Origin of the sequence: Streptomyces sp. CC224B, assembly GCF_030010595.1 — a bacterium.
GTDB classification, from domain to species: domain Bacteria; phylum Actinomycetota; class Actinomycetes; order Streptomycetales; family Streptomycetaceae; genus Streptomyces; species Streptomyces longispororuber.
In genome coordinates this window covers 12,974-27,214 of the sequence record NZ_JASCXL010000129.1, presented here as the reverse complement: position 1 = coordinate 27,214, position 14,241 = coordinate 12,974, and the positions used below count along the sequence as shown (strand labels likewise).

The 14,241-nt window shown below is 74.8% G+C and carries 13 protein-coding genes and 1 pseudogene; 8 read left to right on the top strand and 6 right to left on the bottom strand.

Annotation, left to right across the window (positions count from 1 at the left end; all coding sequences use genetic code 11):
- Positions 1 to 108: 108 nt before the first annotated feature.
- Positions 109 to 1,104 carry a CBM35 domain-containing protein gene (locus QK440_RS34910; RefSeq protein WP_282797273.1) on the bottom strand — a complete coding sequence of 332 codons (996 nt, stop codon included), beginning with the start codon at positions 1,102 to 1,104 and terminating at the stop codon, positions 109 to 111.
- Between the two features lie 99 nt (positions 1,105 to 1,203).
- Entirely contained in the window at positions 1,204 to 2,874 is a 1,671-nt protein-coding gene (cdgB, locus tag QK440_RS34905) for a diguanylate cyclase CdgB (protein ID WP_282797272.1), read from the bottom strand.
- Positions 2,875 to 3,299: 425 nt separating this feature from the next.
- Here cdgB and QK440_RS34900 point away from each other — a divergent pair, with 425 nt between their 5' ends.
- A complete protein-coding gene (locus QK440_RS34900) occupies positions 3,300 to 3,866 on the top strand; it encodes a flavin reductase family protein (RefSeq protein WP_282797275.1) in 567 nt (188 codons plus the stop codon).
- A 16-nt stretch (positions 3,867 to 3,882) separates the two neighbouring features.
- Here the strand turns inward: QK440_RS34900 and arfB are convergent, their stop codons facing one another.
- Complete coding sequence (gene arfB / locus QK440_RS34895; RefSeq protein WP_282797274.1) at positions 3,883 to 4,323, bottom strand: alternative ribosome rescue aminoacyl-tRNA hydrolase ArfB; 441 nt, start codon at positions 4,321 to 4,323, stop codon at positions 3,883 to 3,885.
- 187 nt (positions 4,324 to 4,510) lie between these two features.
- Between arfB and QK440_RS34890 the strand changes: the two genes are divergently transcribed.
- The 5 genes from QK440_RS34890 (at position 4,511) to QK440_RS34870 (ending at position 8,738) form a co-directional block, all read left to right on the top strand.
- The gene (locus QK440_RS34890) at positions 4,511 to 5,086 is read left to right on the top strand and encodes a TerD family protein (RefSeq protein ID WP_282797271.1); all 576 of its coding nucleotides are present in this window, start codon (positions 4,511 to 4,513) and stop codon (positions 5,084 to 5,086) included.
- A gap of 276 nt (positions 5,087 to 5,362) precedes the next feature.
- Positions 5,363 to 5,929 carry a TerB family tellurite resistance protein gene (locus QK440_RS34885; RefSeq protein ID WP_282797270.1) on the top strand — a complete coding sequence of 189 codons (567 nt, stop codon included), beginning with the start codon at positions 5,363 to 5,365 and terminating at the stop codon, positions 5,927 to 5,929.
- 326 nt (positions 5,930 to 6,255) lie between these two features.
- The gene (locus QK440_RS34880) at positions 6,256 to 6,630 is read left to right on the top strand and encodes a PadR family transcriptional regulator (protein ID WP_282797269.1); all 375 of its coding nucleotides are present in this window, start codon (positions 6,256 to 6,258) and stop codon (positions 6,628 to 6,630) included.
- Positions 6,627 to 8,213: a hypothetical protein gene (locus tag QK440_RS34875; protein WP_282797268.1), complete on the top strand. Its 1,587-nt coding sequence runs from the start codon at positions 6,627 to 6,629 to the stop codon at positions 8,211 to 8,213. Before QK440_RS34880 ends, QK440_RS34875 begins: the two co-directional genes overlap by 4 nt.
- Positions 8,214 to 8,222: 9 nt before the next feature.
- Positions 8,223 to 8,738, top strand: coding sequence for a GNAT family N-acetyltransferase (locus QK440_RS34870; RefSeq protein ID WP_282797267.1), 516 nt, complete (start codon positions 8,223 to 8,225; stop codon positions 8,736 to 8,738).
- A gap of 55 nt (positions 8,739 to 8,793) precedes the next feature.
- Here the strand turns inward: QK440_RS34870 and QK440_RS34865 are convergent, their stop codons facing one another.
- Together QK440_RS34865 and QK440_RS34860 are read right to left on the bottom strand one after the other, a co-directional pair.
- Positions 8,794 to 10,269 carry a M1 family metallopeptidase gene (locus tag QK440_RS34865; protein WP_282797266.1) on the bottom strand — a complete coding sequence of 492 codons (1,476 nt, stop codon included), beginning with the start codon at positions 10,267 to 10,269 and terminating at the stop codon, positions 8,794 to 8,796.
- Positions 10,270 to 10,421: 152 nt separating this feature from the next.
- The gene (locus QK440_RS34860; RefSeq protein ID WP_282797265.1) at positions 10,422 to 10,979 is read right to left on the bottom strand and encodes a heme-binding protein; all 558 of its coding nucleotides are present in this window, start codon (positions 10,977 to 10,979) and stop codon (positions 10,422 to 10,424) included.
- A 417-nt stretch (positions 10,980 to 11,396) separates the two neighbouring features.
- Here QK440_RS34860 and QK440_RS34855 point away from each other — a divergent pair.
- A pseudogene (locus QK440_RS34855) lies at positions 11,397 to 12,542 on the top strand (sensor histidine kinase); the annotation flags it as partial.
- 344 nt (positions 12,543 to 12,886) lie between these two features.
- Entirely contained in the window at positions 12,887 to 13,630 is a 744-nt protein-coding gene (locus QK440_RS34850) for a response regulator (RefSeq protein ID WP_282797264.1), read from the top strand.
- A gap of 31 nt (positions 13,631 to 13,661) precedes the next feature.
- Here QK440_RS34850 and QK440_RS34845 read toward each other — a convergent pair whose 3' ends face one another.
- Positions 13,662 to 14,162 (bottom strand): hypothetical protein, encoded by a 501-nt coding sequence (locus QK440_RS34845; protein WP_282797263.1) that lies wholly within the window; start codon positions 14,160 to 14,162, stop codon positions 13,662 to 13,664.
- Positions 14,163 to 14,241 lie beyond the last annotated feature (79 nt).

Here is a 14,241-nt window from a genome sequence, read left to right as displayed (position 1 = left end):
CCGGACGGGCTGGTTCCAGCCCGTCCGGCGCTTGAGGACGAGGCCGCCAGGCCGATGAAAGGGCGGGCGGGTGGGGGAACGTCCAGGGGCCCGGGGCGGCAGCCCCGGTCAGCCCTTGGCCAGGCGGAACTGGTCGAGGTTGGCGCCGCAGTGGTTGCCCTCCTCGCACGCCAGCGAGAGCGTATTGGTGCCCTTGTTGAGCCGCACCAGCGCCCACGTCGACGTCCAGCCCTTCGCCCAGTCGCCCTTCGGGGCGCGGGCGAAGTTGTCCATCCGCAGCGGGCGGGACTCCTTGGTGCCGTTGACGACGACCGTGGCGTCCGCGTCCTCGCCGGGCACCCCGTACGTCACCCACAGCTTGTACGTGCCGCTCTTGGGCACCCCGTGGACGGTCCACGTGACCCGCGCCCCGACCTTGTCGAACCCGGCGACGTACACCCCGCCGGAGGACTCGGCGCCCGCGACGTCGGAGGCCGTCGTGGTGCCGCCCTCCAGCTTGAGGGCCTTGGCCTCGGTCTCGGGGAGGTCGACCTTCTTGTCAGGCTTGTCCTTCTTCTTGGTCGGGCCGGGGGTCGGCTCGGCGGACTCGCTCTGGCGCGTGGCGGGGCCCGCCTTGTCGTCGTCGCCGTCGTCGTCCGGGCCGGTCAGCATGGCCGCGCCGATGCCGAGCGCCACCACGGCGACGACCGCGACGGCGCCGATCAGCAGGCCCTTGGTGTTGGGACCGCGGCGGCCCGCCGGGGGCGCGGGCGGCGCCTGGCGGATGGGGGCGGTGACGCCCGGCTGCGCCTCGGGGGCGGCGTAGTGGGCGCTGGGCACGCCGTGGCCCTGCTGCTGCGGGGGGTAGCCGTAGCCGGACGGGGCCGCGGGCGCCTGCGGCGGGTAGCCGTAGCCCGACTGCGGCCGCTGCGCCTGCTGCCCGTACTGCCGCTCGCCCACCGCGCGCACCTGGTGGTACGAGGACCGGGGTCCGGGGTAGCCGTAGCCGCCGCCGGAGGGCGGCGCCGCGCCGGACGCCTGGCCGTCGGCGTACAGATAGCCGAAGGGGTCGTCGTCGCCCTGTGGCGCGCTCGGCGTCTGCTCGCCGTTGTTGCCGGGCGTCATTCGCAGGTCACTCCCTCGCATCGCGGATGCGGGCGAGCCTACCCGTTCCGGAAGACCACCCAAGATGCTGTCGCCGTCCGCCAGTTCCCCGGCCGGGGGTCACCCGGCCCGTCGGTGCTGCTTGGCACGGGAACGTTTCTCGACGTACATCCGCTGGTCGGCGGAGTGCAACACCTCGTCCGCCGACATGCCGCAGTGTGCCCAGCCGATGCCGAAGCTGGCGCCCACGCGCACCGCGCGGCCCTCGACCCGGATCGGCGGGATGATCGCGTTCCGCAGCCGCACCGCGAGGTCCTGCGCGTCGGCCCGGCCGAGCCCGTCGGCGAGGACCACGAACTCGTCGCCGCCGAGCCGCGCCACGGTGTCGCCGTCCCGTACGCCGCTGGTGAGCCGCCGGGCGACCTCGATGAGGACGGCGTCGCCGGTGTGGTGCCCGAAGCGGTCGTTGATGGACTTGAAGCCGTCGAGGTCGCAGAAGAGGACGGCGAGCCCCTTCGTGCCGTCGTCGGCCTCGTGGTCGTCGGGCGGGGCGACGGTGTGCACATGGTGGTCGTAGTCCCCGTGGGGGCCGGGCACCGGGGCGTGCCCGTGGCCGTTCACGTGGCCGGTCGCGTGACCGGCGGCGTACAGCCCGCTGTGGTCGTAGGCCGCGTCGAGCGAGTCCACCGGGGACGGCTGGCCCGCGTGCGGCCGGCGACAGAGACGGGCGCTGAGGCGGGCGCGCAGCTCGGCGGAGTTGGGCAGGCCGGTGAGCGAGTCGTGCGAGGCGCGGTGGGCGAGCTGGAGCTCGCGCCGCTTGCGCTCCTCGATGTCCTCGACGTGCGTGAGCAGGAACCGGGGCCCGTCCGCGGCGTCCGCGACGACCGAGTTGCGCAGCGAGACCCAGACGTACGTGCCGTCGCGGCGGCCGAAGCGCAGCTCGGCCCGGCCGCCCTCGGCGGAGGTCCGGAGCAGGGTGCCGATGTCCTCGGGGTGGACCAGGTCGGAGAAGGAGTAGCGCCGCATCTGGGAGGCCGGGCGGCCGAGGAGGCGGCAGAGCGCGTCGTTGGTGCGCAGGATGCGGCCGTGCTGGTCGCCGCCCATCTCGGCGATGGCCATGCCGCTCGGCGCGTACTCGAAGGCCTGCCGGAAGGACTCCTCGCTGGCCCGCAGCGCCTGCTGCTCGCGCTCCAGGCGCACCAGGGCCCGCTGCATGTTGGCGCGCAGGCGGGCGTTGCTGATGGCGATGGCGGCCTGGAAGGCGTACATCTGCAGGGCCTCGCGGCCCCAGGCGCCGGGCCTGCGGCCGTTGCGCGGCCGGTCCACGGAGATCACGCCGAGCAGTTCGCCGCCGGAGGCGCCGGTGGCGTACATGGGCGCGAAGAGCCGGTCGGAGGGGTGCCACTCGTCCTCGAAGCGCGGCTCGGGGCCCTCGGTGTACCACTGCGGCACGTCGTCGTCGAGGACCCAGCCCTCGGTGTGCGGGATGAAGCGCAGGGCGCCCCAGGCCTCGCCCATGCTCAGCCGCCGGTCCCAGGACTCGCGGGAGCCGACCCGGCCGGTGATGAGGGCCTCGGCGGCGGGGTTGCCCGCGAAGGCGGCGACGACCAGGTCGCCGTCCGGGCGCACGAGGTTGACGCACGCCAGCTCATAGCCCAGGCCGTTCACCACGCCGTCGGCGACGGTCTGCAGCGTGTCCGCGAGGCTGCGGGCCGTGTTGAGGTCCGCCACCACCTGATGGAGCTGCCGCAGGGTCGCAAGACGGACGTACGGCTCCGACTCGGTCTCCATGCTCGCTCTCCCCGAGACCTCGACAGCAACTCCAGGATCCGCAGCGTCCTCAGTGTCCGTTGATCGCTGACTCTTCGTGACTCTTCCCGCTTCGTACGGCTCGTACCTCTTTGTACTTCTCCGCACGGTGCTGTACTTCCGTGCCCTCAGCGTCTGTCTGACGGCCACGGTCACTGAATCACAGCGAGCTGCCCACTCGGTACACAGGGTCAACAAAATATGGGCCCTGTGACTCAAGTCACAGGTGGGAAGGCCGGTTTGGGTCCGGAATTTGAGGGTCCATTGAGCTAATGGGGCGTCCGGGAGCGGTTGCCGGGGGCGCGCGGGGGTCCTAGGTCCCGCCCTAGGTCCCGTCTCGGCCCCGGGGCCGATGCGGACGGTGTTGCTCCACGGCTAGCGTCAGCCGTGTGGTTGCCGATCCGTCCCTGAGCACACAGACCCCGCCGGTCTCGTCCACCCCTCATCCTGTGGGGGTGAGCAACGACGAGTTCCGCGCCGCCATGTCCCGCCTGGCCGCGGGCGTGGTCCTGGTGACGGCGCACGAGCCCCCGCTGGATCCGGACGACCCCGCGGCGCCGGCCGGCGAGGACGTGGGCATGACGGCCACCGCGTTCCTGTCGGTCTCCCTGGACCCGCCCCTGGTCATGGTGAGCCTGCGCACGGGCTCCCGCATGGACGACCTGCTCGTCGAGCAGCCCCTGTGGGCGGTGTCGGTCCTCGCCGGGAGCCAGCGCCACATCGCGGGCCGCTTCGCCATGAAGGGCCGCGTCAGCGACCGGCTGCTGTTCGCGGACATCCCGTACGTACGCGGCCGGGAGTCCGGCGCGCCGCTGGTGGGCGGCGCCCTGGCCACCCTGGAGTGCCGTACGGAGCAGACGGTGGCGGCGGGCGACCACACGCTGGTGATCGGCCGCGTCCTGACGGCCGAACTGCCGAGCACCGAGGGCGGGCCGCTGCTGTACTTCCGGGGGCGGTACCGGCAGCTCGGCTAGGGCGGGGCGGTGGGCGCTACTGCCAGTCCTTGCGGCCGCGGCCCTGCTTGGTCTCCGCGCGCCGCTTCTTCTCCCGCAGCCGCCGCTCGTTGATCCCGCGCGGGATCCGCGTGGGCCGCCGCGGTTTGGGCGGCGGCGCGGTGGCCTCCGCGAGCAGCGCGGCGAGCCGGACGGCCGCCGCCTCGCGGTTGCGCCACTGGGAGCGGTGCTCGCTTGCCCGGACGCTGAGCACGCCGTCGACGAGCCGGGACGCGAGCCGCTCCAGGGCCCGCTGCTTCCACACCTCGGGCAGGGCGTCCGTTCGCGCCAGGTCGAAGCGCAGCTCGACCTGCGAGTCGCTGGTGTTGACGTGCTGCCCGCCGGGCCCGGAGGACCGCGAGAAACGCCACATGAGCTCGGCCTCCGGCAGGGAGACCGAGCCGCGGATGACGTGTTCGCGACCGGACATGGGTCCTATGATCCCGCGCCCGCGCGGCGGGCGACACCGGTTTTCCGCCACCCCCGACACACCACGGTAAAGAACGTAAAGAACGGGGACGGCATGTGGAACCTTCGGTACCCCCGTCGGCGTTCATAAGGGTGCCGGTAGCTTCGCCCCCAGAGCGGAGCCGGAATGCAAGGCGACTAGGAAGGGACTCCCCACAATGGCTGTAAGCCTGTCCAAGGGCGGCAACGTCTCCCTCACCAAGGAGGCACCGGGCCTGACCGCCGTCACGGTCGGCCTCGGCTGGGACGTCCGCACCACCACGGGTACCGACTTCGACCTGGACGCCTCCGCGATCGCGGTGAACGCGCAGGGCAAGGTCTACTCGGACCAGCACTTCGTCTTCTTCAACAACAAGGCCACGCCGGACCAGACCATCGCCCACACCGGTGACAACCTCACCGGCCAGGGCGAGGGCGACGACGAGCAGATCAACGTCAACCTCGCCGGTCTGCCCGCCGAGATCGAGAAGATCGTCTTCCCGGTCTCGATCTACGACGCGGAGAACCGCTCGCAGAACTTCGGCCAGGTCCGCAACGCGTACATCCGCATCGTGAACCAGGCCGGCGGCGCCGAGATCGCCCGCTACGACCTCTCGGAGGACGCCGCCACGGAGACCGCCATGGTCTTCGGCGAGCTGTACCGCAACGGCGCGGAGTGGAAGTTCCGCGCCGTCGGCCAGGGGTACGCCTCGGGCCTGGTCGGCATCGCCCAGGACTTCGGCGTCAACGTCTGAGACGGCGCCGGGCAGCAGCCCGGCGGGCCCCGGCCGGCACGCCGCCGGCCGGGGCCTTCGTGTACGCGGGCACGACGTTCGCGGCGGGCGGGGGCCGTACGTCCAGTACGGTCCGTACGTCCGTACGGCTCATACGTCCGTACGGGGGCGATGGCGCGGAAGGGGAACTTCCGCGGGGCCGGGCGGCGTTGCCAGCACGACGTGCGAACGCGCACGACGTGCGCACGCGCACGGCCGACGGACGACGAGACACAGGCAGAAGCCGAGGTGGCACGGATGGCTATGTGGGACCGGATCAAAGACCAGGCCAAGAACCTCCAGCACGCGCAGGGCGGGCGGAGCTCCGGCGGGCACGGTGCGCCGGGGAGCGGGCACGGCGCGCCGGGCGGTGGGTCGAAGGGGTCGAAGGCCCAGCTCGTGGGCCTGCTCAAGTCCCAGCTCACGTCGCTGAAGTCGGAGCTGAAGAGCGGGGCCTACCGCGACGCGAGCATGGCGATGTGCGCCCTGGTGGCCGCGGCCGACGGCACCGTCGACCCGGCCGAGCGCCAGCACGTGGAGTCCCTGATTCTGCAGAACGACGTCCTGCAGAACTTCCCGCCGGACCAGCTCCGGCAGCGGTTCAACAAGCACGTCGACGTGCTGGCCGTCAACTTCCAGCAGGGCAAGGCGGAGGCGATGCAGGAGATCGCCAAGGCCGCGAAGAAGCCCGCCGAGGCCCGCGCGGTCGTGCAGACCGGCTTCGTCGTCGCCGGCGCGGACGGGTACGTGGCCCCGGCCGAGGAGCAGGTCCTGCGGGAGGCGTGCGCGGCGCTCGGCGTGTCGCCGCAGGAGTTCGGCCTCTGAGGCCACCGGGCCTTCCGGCGTCCGCGGCGCGTCTTTCCCTCGCGGCCGTGGCGCGGCTTCTCGTGCGTCCGTAGCGCGTCCTCCCTCGCGTCCGCAGCGTGCCTTCTCCCGCGTCCGTAGCGCGTCTTCCCTCCCGTCCCTGACGGCGCGGGGGAGGCGCGCTTTGCGGTTTCCCGGCTGCGCGGTTCCCCGGCTGCGCTGTTTCCCAGCTTCTCGACTTCTCGGCTTCTCGATTTCTCGGCCTCCTGGCCTCCCGGCCTCCTTGGTGTCGTCGTTCCCTACTATTCTGGATTCCGTAATAGTCGGTGAAGCGGAGGAGTGACGCCGTGGCATCACACCCGGCCCCCCACGCGGCGGCCCACGGGGCCCCGGCCTGGACCCGGGCTGCCCTGCCGCTCTGCCTCCTTGGGCTCCTCGACGGCGAGGCCAAGAGTTACGGGTACGCCCTGCTCAGCCGTCTCGCCGACGCGGGCCTCACCGGCGTCAGGCCCGCCGCCCTCTACCCCGCCCTGAGCCGCCTCGAAGAGGAGGGCGCCGTGGTGATCGAGTGGGGCGCGGGGGAAGGCGGACCCGGGCGCAAGTACTACCGGATCACCGAGGCCGGGCGGCAGCAGCTGCGGGCGGAGCGGGCCGCGTGGCACGCCTTCACCGCCACGGTCGCCGCCCTGGCCGAGGGTGCGGGGGGTGAGGAGCAGCCGTGACCACAGCGCAGCGGGCATCCCGGAAGCGCGGGCTCCGTTGGGACCGCGAGAAGGACGCCGACTGGGCGGCGACCGTGGAGGCGCACCTCGCGTTCGACCACGACGCGCCCGCCGGGCTCGCCGACGACGTCCTCGCCGAGGTGCACGAGCTGGTGCGCGAGGAGGGGCGTCCCGCCCGGGACCTCTTCGGCGCGCCGGAGGCGTACGCGCGGGCCGTCGCCGAGGAGCGGATCGGCGAGGAGCACCGGGCGCGGACCGACACCCACGGCCTGACGCCGGGCGGGCGGCTGCTCGCCGCGTTCGGCACGCTCGGGGCGGCCGGCGCAGTCCTGTCCGTCCTGGTCTGGGTGGAGGGCGGGCTGTGGGTCGACGTGAGCCGGCCGGGCATCGCGTTCTTCGGCACCGTCGTCGCCGCCGTCGGCCTCGTCGCCGTGGCCGTCGCGGCGCGGTCCGCCGGGCGGCTCAAGGGGGCGTACGCCTTCGTCGCCGGGGTGCCCGCCGTCGTCGCGGCCGGTGCCGGGGTGAGTGTGGCCGTGCCCGAGGGGCGGCTGGTCAGCGTGCCCGTGCCGGTCCTGCTGGCCGGGTGCGTGGCGTGCGTCGTGGGGGCCTTCGCCGTCCCTGAGCGCGTGGTCGACCGGTGGTTCGCGGTGCGCCCGCCGACGGGCGGTGACGACGCGTGGTTCGCCCGGCTCGACGGGCTGCTGCGCGGGCGGCACGGCATGACGGCGGCGGAGGCGCGCGGCCATGTGCGCGAGGCCCGCCAGCACCTGGCCGCCGGGCCGCCCGGCGACCGGGCCGCCGACGTCTTCGGCGACGTGGAGGTCTACGCCCTCCGGCTCGCCGACGGCCCCCGCAGGGAGCAGCGCGCGGCCCGCCGCAAGGCGTACGGCTCGCTGCTGCTGCTCGCCGTGGTCACCGTGCTGTTCGTGGACGAGGTGGTGGACTCGGGCGGATCCGTCGACTTCTGGCTCGCGGCGTACGTCGGCGTGGTGGGCAGCCTGAGCTGTCGGCGTACACGGAGTGGCGTGCGAGCCGGGACGGGGGCTCTGCCGGGCCCGGCACCCTGGACCGCGGCGAGCCTGAGTCGGACCCCGGCGGGCCCGGCGACCTGGGCCCCGGCAGACCCGAATCGGGCTCCGGCGGGCCCGGCGACCTGGGCCCCGGTGAGTCCGGGGCGGGCCCCGGCGGGCCCGGTGCCGACCGTACGGACGCGAGCGGACCCGGCCGGCCTGACGCGGGCTGAGTCCGGCCGGGCTCCGCCCGCGGGGTGTGGCCGCACCCACCGACGCCCGGGTTCCGGGCGGGCGGGCCCCGCCTTGCGGGCGCAGCGGCACGGGTTCCGGCGGATCCGTCCACCGGAACCCGGCTGGGACCGCCCGCCAAGGGCACCGGACCCGCCCATTGGGACTCGGCTGGGCCCGCGCCGGGCAAGAACCCACCGGACCCACCCACCGGACCCCGGCCGGACCCGCCCGCCAAGGCAGCACCAGACCCGCCCGCCAGGACACGGGTCGGCCCCGTTCGGCCCGACACCCGCGGCCGTCCTCGCTCCCGCAGCCGGGGGAACCGGTCGTCCCGACTAGCCTCGGCCCATGTTCCTGGAGCCCCTCGTCCCGGCCGACGACGGCGATCTGCCCGGCCCGCTGCTCACCGAGCTGACCGCGCTCTACGCCTCGAACCACGCCTTCTTCGCGCTCAGCGGCGACTTCCCCGACCCCGGCGCCATCCGCACCGAGCAGGTCGCCGCCGCGCTCGCCGACGAACTCGCCACGCCGGGCGCGCGGGTGCTGCTCGCCCGGTCCGAGGGGCGGCTCGTCGCCGTCGCCGTGACGCTCGACCGCCACCCCGCCCGGGCCGACGACCCCGACCCGTGGATCGGTCTGCTCCTCGTGGACGCGCGGGTCCACCGGGCCGGGTGGGGCCGCCGGGTGGCGGCGGCCGTCGAGGAGCGCTTCCGCGCCGCGGGCCGCACGGGCCTGCGCCTCGCCGTCCTGGAGAACAACCCCCAGGGACTCGCCTTCTGGACCTCGCTCGGCTACGAACGCCTCGACCGGCGCGCGGACCTGCAACACGGCCGCCCCTGCGCGGTGCTGCGCAAGCCCCTGTGACGCGAGCCCGTGTGACGCGAGCCCCTGTGCCACGACCCCTTGTGACCGGCGGACGTCACCGCTCGTCCGGCTTGCCCTCGCCGTACAGCCAGTCCGACCACACCCCCCGCAGCTCCGCGCGCGTCTCGTCGTCGCCCGCCTGCTTCTCCACGTACGCGGTGAAGTCCTTGGTGTTCGCGTTGCGGTGCCGGTACGTCTCGGTCCAGCCCTGCACGATCTCGTAGAACGCGTCGTCGCCGACGGTCTCACGGATCTTCTGGATGACCATGGCGCCGCGTTCGTAGACGGGGTCGTCGGAAATGCTCGCGGCGTCGGGCTGCTTGGCGGGCGGGAAGGCCCAGACCGCCTCGTTGGCCTCCTCGTTCTCGTACAGCTCGCCGTCGTAGAGGGCGTCGACGGTCTCCTCGACCGTGTCGCCGCCGTTGTCCTCCTCGTACAGCCACTCGGCGAACGTCGCGAACCCCTCGTTGAGCCACATGTCCTGCCACGTCTTGGGCGTGACGGAGTTGCCGAACCACTGGTGGGCCAGTTCGTGGACGAGCGTGGTGGTGTCGGCCTGCCCGACGGGGAACAGCGGTTTGGTCTGGGTCTCCAGGGCGTAGTCGAGGCCGGAGCGGCCGTCGACGACGGCGCCGGTGGAGGAGAAGGGGTAGGCGCCGAAGTTGGTCTCCGCCCACTCCATGATGTCGGGGATGTCGGCGAGGACCTTCTCGGTCCGGTCGTACTGCTTCTCCGGCAGCGTCGGGTCGATCGCCGTGAGGACGGGGACGCCGTGCTTGCCGGGCGTGGTCGACGTCTTGAGGTCGTAGTCGCCGACGACCACGGTCGCCAGGTAGGAGGCCATCGGCTCGGCGTTGCGCCAGGCGAAGGTGGTGCGGCCGCCGGAGGTGGTCTGCCGCGTCAGCTCGCCGTTGGAGAGCGCCTTGAGGCCCTTGGGGACGGTGACCTCGATGTCGTACGAGGCCTTGTCGCTCGGGTGGTGGTTGCCGGGGAACCACGCCGTCGAGCCGGTGGGCTGGCCGGTGGCGAGCGCGCTGTCGTCCGCCGGGAGCCAGCCCTCCTCGGAGCCGTCGGCGTCCGTGACCGTCCGCGGGGTGCCGGAGTAGCGCACGGTCACGCGGAACGTCTCGCCGCGGTCGAGGTCGTCGTGGGGGCGCACGGTCAGCTCGTCGCCCGCGCGCTGGAAGCGGGCCTTCCTGCCCTCGACGGTCACGGACCGCACGTCCAGGCCCTTGAGGTCGAGGTTGAAGGCGCTGAGGTTCTTGGCGGCGCGCGCGGTGATCTCCGCGGTGCCGGTGAGGTGGCGGGAGGCGGGGTCGTAACCGAGCTTCAGGCCGTAGTGCCGGACGTCGTAGCCGCCGTTGCCGAGTTTCGGGAAGTACGGGTCGCGGACGCCCGCGGCACCGGGGGTGCCCTGCACGCCGCCGCCCGTGCACGCGGTGAGCGCGGTGGCGAGGGTGGCGGCGCACAGCAGCGCGAGGGGGGTGCGGCGGGGCCCCTTGGTCAGGGGGGCGGTGGCTCGGTAGTTCACCTCGGTGATCCTATGGCCACCGGTCCCTCCGGCCGGGTGGGGCGCGGGGGCCCGGGTGGGGCGCGGGCCCCGGGTGGGGCGCGGGCCCCGGGTGGGGTGCCCCGGGCGGGGTGCGGCCCGGGTGGGGCGCCCGGGCCGCGGGCCGCGCCGGGTCAGCGGTTCAGCGCCGCCACGCCCGCCTTGGCGAACTTCTCGTCCAGGTCCCCGCTCGGCGCGCCCGCCACGCCGATGCCCGCGACCGGGGCGCCCTTCGCGGTGACCGGGGCGCCGCCCGCGAGGAACAGCGTGCCGGGGATGTCCTTCAGGTTCGGCGCCTGCGCCAGGCGCTTGGCCAGCTCGGAGGTGGGCGCGTTCCAGGACACGGCGGTGAAGGCCTTGCGCTCGGCGGACTCGGGCGACTGCGGGCCCGCGCCGTCGCCGCGCAGCGTGACGATCGTGTTGCCGTCGCGGTCGACGACCGCGACGGTGACGCGCTGGTTCTCCTTCTTCGCGGCGTCCAGCGCCGCCTGCGCGGCCCGCGTGGCGGCGGCCGTGCTGAGGCGCGTGCTCTGCGTCAGGTGCCGGTTCCCCGCGTCGGCGGTGACGGCGGCCCTGGCGGCGGCGTCCGGGGTGCCCGCGGTGGCGGACACCGCGCCGAACGTCCCGGCGCCGACGGTGGCGAGAACGGCGGCGGCGGTGAGGACGCGGGCACGCGGCGAGAGCTTCTGCATGGCGGGGCTCCTTGGTGACGAGTACGTACGACTGCGAGTGAGTGCGAGGACGGGGGCCGGGGCGGGGGCGGGGGCCGGTGGGGGCGCCGGTCCGGCCCCGTGCTTCCCGGACCGGCCCTGTGCTTCGATCCTGCGGCCGGGGAACGGCCCGCCCCGTCGGCGTACCGGCTGACAGCCGCGCGCGGTCTGGCCGACCCCCGGGTCAGCCGATCGGTTGACCCCGGGAGCGGCCCGGCGGGTCACAATGAGGGTGTTTGCCCAGTTCACGCGCGTACGAGGGAGGCGGTGCGGGTGCCCGGTGTGGCGGTGCGGAGTGGCGCCCTCGGCCAGGGCAGCGGCACGGACGGGCGGGACCGGGAGGGCGGCGGTGGCGGCCCGGAGGGCGGGGGTGGTGACGGGCGGTGGCTCGCGGCTGTCATGCACGCCGCGTTCTTCCTGCTGCTCACCGCGTCCCTCACGCGCTTCCTGCTGCGCCACCCCGGCGAACCGCGTACGCCGTGGATCATCGCCCTGTCGGCCGTCCTCGCCCTGCTGTACGTCCTCGGACCGGCGCTCGGCGCCACCCCGGACCCCCGCCGGCTGCTGTGGCTGGGCGCGGTGGTCGGGGTCTGGGTCGTCCTGGTGATCCTCGCGCCCAGCTACGCGTGGTGCGCGGTGCCGCTGTTCTACACGGGCCTCAGGACGCTGCCCACCCGCGCGGCCCTCGCCCTCGTCACCGTCCTCACCGCCCTCGTGGTCGCGGCCCAGCTCCGCCTCGCGGACGGGTTCGACCCGAACCTGGCCCTCGCGCCGCCCGCCGTGGCCGCGGTCGCGACGGCGGTCTTCGTCCACATGCAGCGGCAGTCGGCGCGGCAGCGCGCCCTCATCGACGACCTCCTGCGCACCCGGCGCGAGCTCGCCGCCACCGAGCGGCGCGAGGGCACGCTCGCCGAGCGCCAGCGCCTGTCCATGGAGATCCACGACACGCTGGCCCAGGGCCTGTCCAGCCAGCGGATGCTGCTCCAGGCGGCGGAGCGGGTGTGGGACACCGACGCGGCGGCGGCCCGCGCCCACGTCCGCACCGCCGAGTCCATCGCCGACCGGGGCCTGGCCGAGGCCCGCCGCCTGGTGCGGGACCTGGCGCCCGTGGACCTCGCGGAGGCCGGGCCGGACCCGGCGCGGGCCCTGCCGACGGCGCTGCGGGCGCTGGCGCGGCGGGAGTCGGGGGCGGGCCTGACGGTACGGTTCCACGCCGAGGGCGCCCCGGCGGCCCTTGCGGACCGGGCCCGTTCGGCCCTCCTGCGCATCGCCCAGGGCGCGCTCGCCAACGTACGCGAGCACGCGGGCGCGCGGACGGCCGCCGTGACGCTCACGTACCTGGACGACCAGGTGGTCCTCGACGTCGCGGACGACGGCCACGGTTTCTCGCCGGGGGCGTCGGGCGGGTCGGGCCCGGCGGGGGCCGCACGGGGTGCGCGCGGGCACGGGCTGCCCGCGATCCGGGCCCGGGCGGCGCAGCTGGGCGGAACGCTGGCGGTGGAGTCGGCACCGGGCGAGGGGACGGTGCTGTCGGTGGCGATCCCCTGGACGGGCCCCGGCCCGGGACCGGGACCGGCACCCGACGAGGCCGTGGGCCCACCGGACGCGGACCCCATCCGGCACGACGGCCCGGCACACGACAGGCACGCCGACCCGGCAGGCCCGCCATCCCAAGGACCCACCCGGCACACGAACCCGCCACACGGCAGACAGGGCAACCCGGCAGGTCCGCCGGACGCGGGACCCGCCCGGCACGACGGCCCGGCAGGCCCGCCGGACCATCGGCCTCACACCCCCGCCGCAGGCCCCGCGTACGACGAGCACCGCGCCCCCGCGCCCCCGCCGCACCACGGACACCACCAGCACCACGCCCCCGGGCAGGAGCCACGATGAGCAGCGCAGCCGACGGCCGTACCCCGGCGCCGGGGCCCGACGACGCCGCCCCCGCGCGCCCGGGCGCCCCCGGCAACCCGCAGGCCCCGGGCACCCCGGACGCCCCGGCCGCCCCGGCCCGGCTCCTCGTCTGTGACGACCACGCCGTCGTACGCGCCGGGCTGCTCGCCCTGCTCGGCAGCGCCCCCGGCATCGAGGTGTGCGGCGAGGCGGGCTCCGGTGAGGAGGCGGTGGCGCTCGCCGCCAAGCTGCGGCCGGACGTGGTGCTCATGGACCTGCAACTGGGCCCCGGCATGGACGGCGTGGAGGCCACGCGCCGGATCGCGGCCGCGGCCGCCGGGGGCCCGCCGCACGTCCTGGTGCTCACCACGTACGACACCGACGCCGACGTCACCCGCGCCGTCGAGGCGGGCGCGACCGGCTACCTGCTCAAGGCCGAGCGGCCCGAGGAGCTGTTCGCCGCGATCCACGCCGCCGCCCAGGGGCGTACGGCCCTGTCGCCGCCGGTCGCCTCCCGCGTGATGGCCCGCATGCGCGCGCCCCGCCCCGGCCTCACCCCCCGCGAGCGCGACATCCTGGGCCAGCTCGCCCAGGGCCTCGGCAACCGCGACATCGCCCGGGCCCTGTTCATCAGCGAGGCCACGGTGAAGACCCACCTCGGCCGCATCTACGACAAGCTCGGCGTGGAGACGCGGGCCGGAGCGGTGGCGGTGGCCAAGGAGCAGCGCCTGCTGCCGTGACCGGCGGCCCGCCGGCCCGGGCCCCGTACGGCTAGGGCACGCGGGGGTAGCGGGCCAGCAGGGTCCACACCGCCGGGTTCTCGCCCAGGGTCTCGTGCAGATCGGTGAGGTCGGCCACCACGTCGTGCAGGAAGTCCCGGGCCTCGCGGCGCAGCTCGGCGTGGGAGAACGTGAGCGGCGGCTCACCCGGGTCCAGCCAGTCGGCGTCGATGTCGACCCAGCCGAAGCGCCGCTCGAAGAGCATGCGGTCGGTGGACTCGGTGAAGTCCAGCTCGGCGCGCTGGGGGCGCGCCGCCCTGCTGCCCAGCGGGTCCTGGTCGAGCAGCTCCACGATGTCGCACAGCGCCCACGCGAAGTCGAGCACCGGCACCCATCCCCAGGCTGTGGACAACTCCCGGTCGGCCTCGGTGTCGGCCAGGTACACGTCCCCGCAGAAGAGGTCGTGCCGCAGCGCGCGGACGTCCGCCGTGCGGTAGTCCATCTGCGGGGGGTCGGGGAAGCGGCGGGAGAGGGCGTAGCCGATGTCGAGCACGGGTCGATGGTGTCATGCGCGCTCCACCCCACCGCGCCACTCGGTGAGCCCCCCCGCCCCGCCCCCTGACTCCCGCCCC